Annotated in this window: 8 protein-coding genes; 5 read left to right on the top strand and 3 right to left on the bottom strand. The window is 68.5% G+C overall.

Annotated elements, in window-relative coordinates; genetic code table 11:
* The 3 genes from KH616_RS17170 to KH616_RS17160 form a co-directional block, all read right to left on the bottom strand.
* Nucleotides 1-190 (bottom strand): nitrite reductase (NAD(P)H) small subunit (locus tag KH616_RS17170; protein ID WP_292248529.1); only part of this gene is annotated, 190 nt, incomplete at its 3' end.
* A 35-nt stretch (nt 191-225) separates the two neighbouring features.
* A complete protein-coding gene (gene nirB, locus KH616_RS17165) occupies nt 226-2,784 on the bottom strand; it encodes a nitrite reductase large subunit NirB (RefSeq protein WP_292248526.1) in 2,559 nt (852 codons plus the stop codon).
* Between the two features lie 20 nt (nt 2,785-2,804).
* On the bottom strand, nt 2,805-4,130 hold the full coding sequence (locus KH616_RS17160) for an MFS transporter (RefSeq protein WP_292248524.1): 1,326 nt from the start codon (nt 4,128-4,130) through the stop codon (nt 2,805-2,807).
* A 498-nt stretch (nt 4,131-4,628) separates the two neighbouring features.
* Between KH616_RS17160 and cobA the strand changes: the two genes are divergently transcribed.
* The 5 genes from cobA to KH616_RS17135 all read left to right on the top strand — a co-directional run.
* Nucleotides 4,629-5,393 (top strand): uroporphyrinogen-III C-methyltransferase, encoded by a 765-nt coding sequence (gene cobA, locus KH616_RS17155; RefSeq protein ID WP_292248521.1) that lies wholly within the window; start codon nt 4,629-4,631, stop codon nt 5,391-5,393.
* 189 nt (nt 5,394-5,582) lie between these two features.
* A complete protein-coding gene (locus KH616_RS17150) occupies nt 5,583-6,179 on the top strand; it encodes an ANTAR domain-containing protein (RefSeq protein WP_292248518.1) in 597 nt (198 codons plus the stop codon).
* Nucleotides 6,180-6,186: 7 nt separating this feature from the next.
* The gene (locus KH616_RS17145; protein ID WP_292248515.1) at nt 6,187-7,263 is read left to right on the top strand and encodes a CmpA/NrtA family ABC transporter substrate-binding protein; all 1,077 of its coding nucleotides are present in this window, start codon (nt 6,187-6,189) and stop codon (nt 7,261-7,263) included.
* 83 nt (nt 7,264-7,346) lie between these two features.
* Nucleotides 7,347-7,946 carry a uracil-DNA glycosylase family protein gene (locus tag KH616_RS17140; RefSeq protein ID WP_292248512.1) on the top strand — a complete coding sequence of 200 codons (600 nt, stop codon included), beginning with the start codon at nt 7,347-7,349 and terminating at the stop codon, nt 7,944-7,946.
* A gap of 123 nt (nt 7,947-8,069) precedes the next feature.
* A partial coding sequence (locus tag KH616_RS17135; protein WP_366834781.1) for an AraC family ligand binding domain-containing protein occupies nt 8,070-8,515 on the top strand: 446 nt, incomplete at its 3' end.

Raw genomic sequence — 8,515 nt, 5'->3', positions numbered from 1 at the left:
CGCGCGACATCACCGCCGCCTGCGAGGCGGGATCGACGTTGCCGATCGCGAACACGCCGCCGTCCGCGTGCGCGACACGAAACACCGCGACCTGCTCGCCGTTGACGAGGGCGCACACGCCGGTGTTCGGCACGATCTCGTCGAGCGCGCATACGGCGGTCCAGGACACGGAAAGTTGATCGTTGCTCATGACGTTCTCCTTGCCGACGATGACGCCGGCACTGCTCACACGGGTTCGGTTTCGGATTCGCGCACCGCCGGGATCTCGATGCGCTTGCCGCGCGCCCGTTCGTCCGGCGTCGCCGGGCGGATCTGACCGCGCGTCTCGACGAATGCGATGTTGGCGTCCGGCGCGTCGCTGTTGACGAAGTGGCGGAAGCGCCCGCGCGTCTCGGGATCGGTGACGGCCTTCTTCCATTCGCATTCGTACGTGTCGACGACGTGCTGCATGTCCGCCTCCAGTTCGGCCGCAAGACCAAGCGTGTCGCGCACGACCACGCCGCGCAGGTAGTCGAGGCCGCCATCGAGGTTGTCGCGCCACACGCTCGTGCGCTGCAGCCGATCCGCGGTGCGGATGTAGAACATCAGGAAACGGTCGATATAACGGATCAGCGTCGGCCGGTCGAGGTCGGCCGCGAGCAGTTCCGCGTGACGCGGCTTCATCCCGCCGTTGCCGCATACGTACAGGTTCCAGCCTTTCTCGGTCGCGATGATGCCGATGTCCTTGCCCTGCGCTTCCGCGCATTCGCGCGCGCAGCCCGACACGCCGAACTTCAGCTTGTGCGGCGCGCGCAGTCCCTTGTAGCGGTGCTCGATCTCGATCGCGAGACCGACCGAATCGTCGACGCCGTAACGGCACCATGTCGAGCCGACGCACGATTTCACGGTGCGCACCGACTTGCCGTACGCATGGCCGGATTCGAAGCCGGCGGCAATCAGTTCTTCCCAGATCGAGGGCAGCTGTTCGACGCGCGCGCCGAACAGGTCGACGCGCTGGCCGCCCGTGATCTTCGTGTAAAGGCCGTATTTCTTCGCAACCTGGCCGACCGCGATCAACCCTTCCGGCGTCACTTCGCCGCCCGGCATGCGCGGCACGACCGAATACGTGCCGTCCCGCTGGATATTCGCGAGGTAGTAATCGTTCGAATCCTGCAGGCCCGCGTGCGCCTTCTTCAGCACGAACTCGTTGAAACACGACGCGAGGATGCCCGCCACCGCCGGTTTGCAGATGTCGCATCCGAGGCCGTGGCCGTGCTTGTCGAGCAGCGCGTCGAAGGTCGTGATGCGCTCGACGCGGATCAGATGGAACAGCGCCTGGCGCGAATACGGGAAGTGCTCGCACAGGTGGTTGTCGACGGCGAGGCCCTGCTTCTTCATCTCGGCCTTCATGATCTGCGTGACGAGCGGCACGCAGCCGCCGCACGACGTGCCCGCACCCGTGCAGGACTTCAGCGCGCCGATGCTCGTCGCGCCGCTATCGACCGCCGTACAAATCTGTGCCTTCGACACGTTGTTGCACGAACAGATCTGCGCGGCGTCCGGCAGCGCGTCGACGCCGACAGCCGGCTTCGCGGCCCCGTCGGACGCCGGCAGGATCAGGGATTCCGGCGCGTCGGGCAGTTCGATGCGGTTCAGCATCATCTGCAGGAGCGTGCCGTATTCGGCCGCGTCGCCGACCATCACCGCGCCGAGCAGGAACTTGCCGCAACTCGACACGACAAGCTTCTTGTAGACCTGCTTGCGTTCGTCCCCGTATTGATAGGCGCGGCTCCCGGCCGTGTTGCCGTGCGCGTCGCCGATGCTCGCGACATCCACGCCCATCAGCTTGAGCTTCGTGCTCGTGTCCGCACCGGCGAACGCCGCCGCCTCTCCGCCCAGCTGCTTCGCGACGACGCGCGCCATGTCGTAGCCCGGGGCGACGAGACCGAACACCTGGCCGTTCCACGCCGCGCATTCGCCGATCGCGTAGATGTCGGGGTCGCTCGTGCGGCAACTGTCGTCGATCGCGACGCCGCCGCGCGGGCCGATCGCGAGACCGCAGGCGCGTGCCAGCTCGTCGCGCGGACGGATGCCGGCGGAGAACACGATCATGTCGGTGTCGAGATGCGAGCCGTCCGCGAAGTGCATCCGGTGCGTGCCCGTCGCGCCGTCGACGATCTCGAGCGTGTTCCTGCCGGTATGCACCTGCACGCCCAGCGCCTCGATCTTCGCCCGCAGCATGCGGCCGCCGCCGTCGTCGACCTGCACCGCCATCAGGCGCGGCGCGAATTCGACGACGTGCGTGTCGAGCCCCATGTCGCGCAGCGCCTTCGCACATTCGAGGCCGAGCAGCCCGCCGCCGATCACGACGCCGTTTTTTGCGCGCGCGCCGCATGCCTGCATCGCTTCGAGATCCTCGATCGTGCGATAGACAAAGCAATCCGCACGCTCGCGGCCCGGCACCGGCGGCACGAACGGGCGCGAGCCGGTCGCGAGCACGAGCTTGTCGTACGGGAACGTCTCGCCGGTCGCCAGCGTGACGGTATGCGCATCGCGGTCGATCGACGCGACCGGCGCATTCAGGCGCAAGTCGAATTGCGCGTGCCGCCCGAAGAAGCCCGGCTCGACGAGCGACAGGTCGTCTGCCGACTTGCCCGAGAAAAATTCCGACAGATGCACACGGTCGTATGCGGGACGCGGCTCTTCGCCGAGCACAGTCACCTGCAGCGCGCCCGCGGCATTCGCCGCGATGCACTCGAGCAGCTTGTGACCGACCATGCCATGACCGATAACGATGAGTTTCATGATGAGCGCTCCGTGATCCATCAGTTGGCGACGCTGCCCGCGGCCAGCGCGCGCTCGCGCAGCGCGGCTTCGCGTGCCTTGTGTTCTTCGCTGAAGCGCACGGCCATCGCGCAGAGCGCCGACACGGTGACGACCAGCCCGAGCAGGCTCAGCGTCTGCTGCACGTTGCCGACGCCCTTCATCAGAAAACCCGCCGCGACCGCGCCGACGTTGCCGCCCGCGCCGACGATCCCCGCGACGCCGCCGAGCGCCTTGCGGTCGATGAACGGCACGAGCGCGTAGGTCGCGCCGCACGCCATGTGGGTAAAGAGGCCGAAGGTCAGCATCGCGACGAGTGCGATGCCGACACGATCCGCATGCGCGAACCCGATCAGCCCGAGCCCTTCGCCGACGATCAGCACGCACAGCAGCGACGCGCGCACGTCAAGGCTGCGGTGCGCGGCGACCTTGTCGGACAGCCAGCCGCCGAGCGCCCGCGCAAACAGCGCAAGCAGGCCGAACAGCCCGGCCGCGAGCCCCGCCGCCTTCAGCGACAGATGGAAGTGATCGACGTAGTACAGCGCGGCGATGTTGTGGATAAACACTTCGACGCCGAAGCAGGCGCCGTACGTGATGAACAGCATCCACACGCGGTAGTTCGCGCAGGCGGCGGCAAAGCTCGCCCAGCCGCCCTTCTTGCCGCTGTCGATCGTCACGCCCTGCTTACGCAGCGTTGCGAAATCGCCCTGTGGACAGTCCTCCGTATAGCGCCAGTAGAGCCACGACATCACCAGCATCGCCACGCCCGGCACGACGAGCGACACACGCCACGCCGACGTCTCGCCGAAGCCGATCATCAGCGCGGCGGCGACGAGAATCGGCATCAGCGCCTGCGTCGCGCCGGCGCCGGCGTTGCCCCAGCCTGCCGTCGTCGCGTTCGCGGTGCCGACGACGTTCGGCGCGAACATCACCGACGTGTGGTACTGCGTGATCACGAAGCCCGCGCCGATCGCGCCGATGCCGAGACGGCAGATCAGGAACGACAGGTAGTCGTGCGTGAACGACACCGCGAACACCGGGATCGCGCCGAACGCGAGCAGCGCCGCATAGACGCGGCGCGGGCCGAAGCGGTCGCACATCGGCCCGACGACGAGCCGCACGAGGATCGTCGCGGCGACGGCGGCAATGTTGATATTGGCCACCTGCGCGGCGCTCAGATGGAATTCGCGCGCGATCAGCGGCATCAACGGCGCGCACGCGAACCATGCGAAGAAGCATACGAAGAACGCCATCCAGGTCAGATGGAACGTGCGCATCGGCACGGTGCGCAGACTGAAGAGATCGATACGGGTCGCTTTGTCGGACATTTTGATCCACCAAACAAAAACGGCGTCCTGCGCACCCGGTCTCGTGACGAGACCCGATGCGTAGGACGCCGTTGCCCAGGAAGCCCGTTGCCGGGCACGTTGATATTCGGTACTGCAGGCGAATCGCCGTTGATTGGCCTGAGCGACATGACGCAAGCGTCGTGCCACATCGATCGAAATCCCGTGGCGCAAGGGCTTGCGGCGTCATCGGGGCGCAGCGCGCCAGCCGCCGCGGCGATATCCGCGACGCGTCGTGATGCAGCAAGGCACGAATGTGGTGCGACGCAGCACCGTCACCGTGCGACATCGCCGTGCACGTTCGGGGGGATTGCCGCACGTGCCTGAGGCACGACGCGCCAATCCATGACCGTGGCCGGCATGCGCGTTCGGCAGCCGCGTGTCGCGGAATGCGCGGCAAACACGCACTGGCCCGGATATTGCTGAACCGGGATCCAATGCGTACCCGACCGCCACACGAACATGGCACTGGACAACCTCATGACGACTGGCAAAGTCACCCTGCTCGGCGCCGGCCCCGGCGATCTCGACTTGCTCACGCTGAAGGCCGTGAAGGCGCTCGCAGCCGCCGACGTGCTGCTGCTCGACGATCTGGTCAATCCGGAGATCGTCACGCTTGCGCCGCAGGCGCGCGTCGTACGCGTCGGCAAGCGCGGCGGCTGTCGCTCGACGCCGCAGGCATTCATCGAGAGACTGATGCGTCGTCTGGCGCAGCGCGGTGCGCACGTCGTGCGCGTCAAAGGCGGCGAGGCGCTGCTGTTCGGTCGCGCCGGCGAGGAACTGAAGACGTTGCGCGATGCGGCGATCCCGGTCGAGATCGTCAACGGGATCTCATCGGGTTTTGCCGCGGCGGCGCGCCTCGGCGTGTCGCTCACGCACCGCGACCATTGTCAGGGCGTCACCTTCGTCACCGCGCACCTGCAGGATCACGGCGAGCCCGACTGGGCGCGCCTCGTGGCCACCGGCACGACGCTCGCGATCTATATGGGAATGACGCGCATCGAGCGGATCGCGGCCGGGTTGCTGGCCGCCCTGCCGGCATCGACCCCGGCAGCTGCGGTGCAATGGGCCGGCACGCCCGACGAGCGCTGCTGGACCGGCATGCTCGGCGGGCTCGCGTACGGCGTCGCGCAAGCCGGCCTCGGCAGCCCGGCCGTGATCCTCGTCGGTGCGGCAATCGGCGAAGCGGCTGCCTGGGATGCGGCCCGCGCATGCGCGGCGCCGACGATCGCGCGGGCGGCGTAGGATGCGGCACGCTGCGTGGCGCGGGCCGCACGTCTATAGTGAAAACGGTGGCCGCGCGCACGACGCCGGACGGCAAGCCCAGCGCCCTGCCGACAGCCGTCCCGGGCGTTCGGGCACCCGGCGGACAGCCCTGCGGGGCGTCGCGTGGACGTGCGCGCAGGCCGCCGCTTCGTTGCCGCCGTTCGCATCATGAGTTCGTCCGCCCCGCCCGCCAAGCTGCGCGTGTTGCTCGTCACCGATACCGACAAGCCGATCGGCGACCTGAGCGAGGCGCTTGCCCATCTCGGCTACGAAATGCTGAACGACGTGGCGACACCCGCCCGGCTGCCCGCCGCGGTCGAGGCGCAGCGCCCCGACGTCGTGATCATCGATACCGATTCGCCCTCGCGCGACACGCTCGAACAGCTCGCGGTGATGAACGCGACCGCGCCGCGCCCGGTACTGATGTTCAGCCACGACGCCGACCAGACGCTGATCCGCGCGGCGGTCGGCGCGGGCGTCAGCGCCTATCTCGTCGAAGGACTGTCGGCCGAGCGCCTCGCACCGATCCTCGAGGTAGCGCTCGTGCGCTTCTCGCACGACGCGCAACTGCGCCGCCGTCTCGCCGATGTCGAGCGCGAACTGGCCGACCGCAAGCTGATCGATCGCGCGAAACGGCTGTTGATGGATTGCCGCAACCTGTCCGAGCATGATGCATACGCGACGCTGCGCAAGCGCGCGATGGATCAGGGCATCCGCATCGTCGACGCCGCGCGCCAGGTGCTCGCGGCGCACACGCAACCATGACACCGCCATGACGACCTCGACCGCCGCCGCGCCGGAACGCGCGCACCTCCGCCTCGGCTTCGTCGCACTGAGCGACGCGGCCCCGCTGATCGTCGCGCAGCGCCTGAACCTCGGCGTGCGCCACGGCCTCACGCTCGAGCTGCGCCGCCAGCCGTCGTGGGCCGCCGTGCGCGACAAGCTGCTGTCCGGCGAGCTCGACGCCGCGCATGCGCTGTACGGACTCGTCTGCGGCCTGCAGCTCGGCATCGGCGGCCCGCAAGCCGACATGGCCGCACTGATGGTGCTGAACCGCAACGGCCAGGCGATCACGTTCTCCCCGCACCTCGCCGACGCGTACCGCGCCAGCGGAAACGTGACAGCCGCGCTCGCGACGCTCGGCCGCCAGCCGGTGTTCGCGCAGACGTTCCCGACCGGTACGCACGCGATGTGGCTGAATGACTGGCTCGCATCGCACGGCGTCGATCCGCTGCGCCAGATCCGCAGCGTCGTGATTCCGCCGCCCGAAATGGTCGCCGCGCTGGCGAACGGCGAACTCGACGGGTTCTGCGCGGGCGAGCCGTGGCACGCGGTCGCCGAAGCCTGTCAGGCGGGCCGCACCGTCGCCGTGACCAGCGAGGTCTGGCCCGATCATCCGGAGAAAGCGCTGGCCTGCCGGCGCGATTTTGTCGCGCTGTACCCGAATGCCGCACGCGCGCTGATCCGCACGCTCGTCGATGCCTGCGCATGGCTCGACAGCGCCGCGAACCGCATCGAAGCCGCCGGCTGGCTCGCGTCGCCGGACGTGGTCGGCGTCCCCGCGCGGCTGATCGCCCCGCGCCTGCTTGGCGATTACGGCGCGGGGCCGTTCGCCGTGCCGCCTTTGCCGATCCGGTTCCATGAAAACGGAACCGTGAACCGCCCGGGCGCGCAAGACGGGCTGTGGTTCCTGTCGCAATACCGGCGCTGGGGCCTGCTCGACCGCGCACTGGACGACGCGGCGGTCGCCGCCGCGATCGCCCAGACCGCGTTGTATGATGCTGCGATCGCCGAACCCGGCGCGGCCCAGGCGGAATCGCGTGACGTCGCCGGCCGGTTCGGCGAATGACCTCCCGAACGACGCACAAGCGATAAGCGATCCGCGGGCGCGCCCGGGCTTTTCCGGCCACACGCTGCCACCGACGAACGTCCATGCCGAAACAGACGTACGCACCGCTCGATGCGCTGCTGACCGAAATCCGCGCCTGCCGCGCCTGCGAAGCCGTGCTGCCGCTCGGCCCGCGCCCCGTGTTGCGCGCGCACCGCGACGCCCGCATCCTGATCGTCGGGCAGGCGCCCGGCGCGCGCGTGCATGCGAGCGGCATTCCGTGGGACGACGCGAGCGGCAAGCGGCTGCGCGAATGGCTCGGCGTCGACGCGGACACGTTCTATGACGCGTCCCGGTTCGACATCGTGCCGATGGAGTTTTGCTATCCCGGTCGCGGTGCGAGCGGCGACAATCCTCCACGCCCCGAATGCGCACGGCTGTGGCTCGAACGCCTGCTCGCCGAGCTGCCGGCGATCCGCCTCACGCTGCTGATCGGCCAATATGCACAACGGCATTTCCTGCGCGACACGCGCCGAGCGTCGCTGACCGACACCGTGCAGGCCTGGCGCGAATACGGCCCGGACGTGTTGCCGCTGCCGCATCCGTCGCCGCGCAATCAGGCATGGTTCAAGCATCATCCGTGGTTCGAAAGCGACGTGCTGCCCGAATTGCGGAAGCGGGTCGCGACGCAGCTCGCCGGATAACGCGTGCAAAGCGGCCGCGGCGATCGGCCCGCGCGCCGCGCCGGCTTCGCCTGAACGCGGCACGCACACGCCGTTCGCTGTACCATCGCGGCTCCATCCGCGTCACGCACAGCCGAATCCGTCATGTCCTCCTCCGCCCCGCCGCGCCTGTACGGGATGCCCGAACGCAGCGACCGGCTCGACTTCTATATCCGCGATCAGGCGTCGCGCCAGGCCATCACCGAACCGCACCGGCACGCGTACTTCCAGATCCAGTTCAATCTCGGCGGCGATACCGAGCAGCGAATCGGCGGCGTCACGCGGCCGTTTCCGCGCGGAGCGCTTGCATTCGTGCTGCCGTACCGAGAGCATCTGATCCCGCATCCGGAAGGCGCGCACTTTATCGTCATCAATTTCAGCCAGACGTTCCTGCGCGCCGATCTCGACGTCGATCCGCTCGATCTCGAGGACGCGCCCGCGCATCGCTTCCCCGAGCTGACGCCGTTCCGCTTCCAGGAGCATCTGGACTTCATCCTGACCGGCGACACGCTCGACGAGGCGCGCCGGCTCGTCGACCGCGAGTTCAACCT

This window comes from Burkholderia sp., assembly GCF_018375725.1.
Classification (GTDB): Bacteria; Pseudomonadota; Gammaproteobacteria; order Burkholderiales; family Burkholderiaceae; genus Burkholderia.
This window is presented reverse-complemented; position numbering and strand designations above follow the sequence as displayed.

What these genes read in the sequence shown, in the direction of transcription:
- cobA (WP_292248521.1), top strand. Translation starts at nt 4,629, where the DNA reads ATGACGACTGGCAAAGTCACCCTGCTCGGCGCCGGCCCCGGCGATCTC.
- KH616_RS17145 (WP_292248515.1), top strand. Translation starts at nt 6,187, where the DNA reads ATGACGACCTCGACCGCCGCCGCGCCGGAACGCGCGCACCTCCGCCTC.
- KH616_RS17140 (WP_292248512.1), top strand. Translation starts at nt 7,347, where the DNA reads ATGCCGAAACAGACGTACGCACCGCTCGATGCGCTGCTGACCGAAATC.
- KH616_RS17160 (WP_292248524.1), bottom strand. Translation starts at nt 4,130, where the DNA reads ATGTCCGACAAAGCGACCCGTATCGATCTCTTCAGTCTGCGCACCGTG.
- nirB (WP_292248526.1), bottom strand. Translation starts at nt 2,784, where the DNA reads ATGAAACTCATCGTTATCGGTCATGGCATGGTCGGTCACAAGCTGCTC.
- KH616_RS17150 (WP_292248518.1), top strand. Translation starts at nt 5,583, where the DNA reads ATGAGTTCGTCCGCCCCGCCCGCCAAGCTGCGCGTGTTGCTCGTCACC.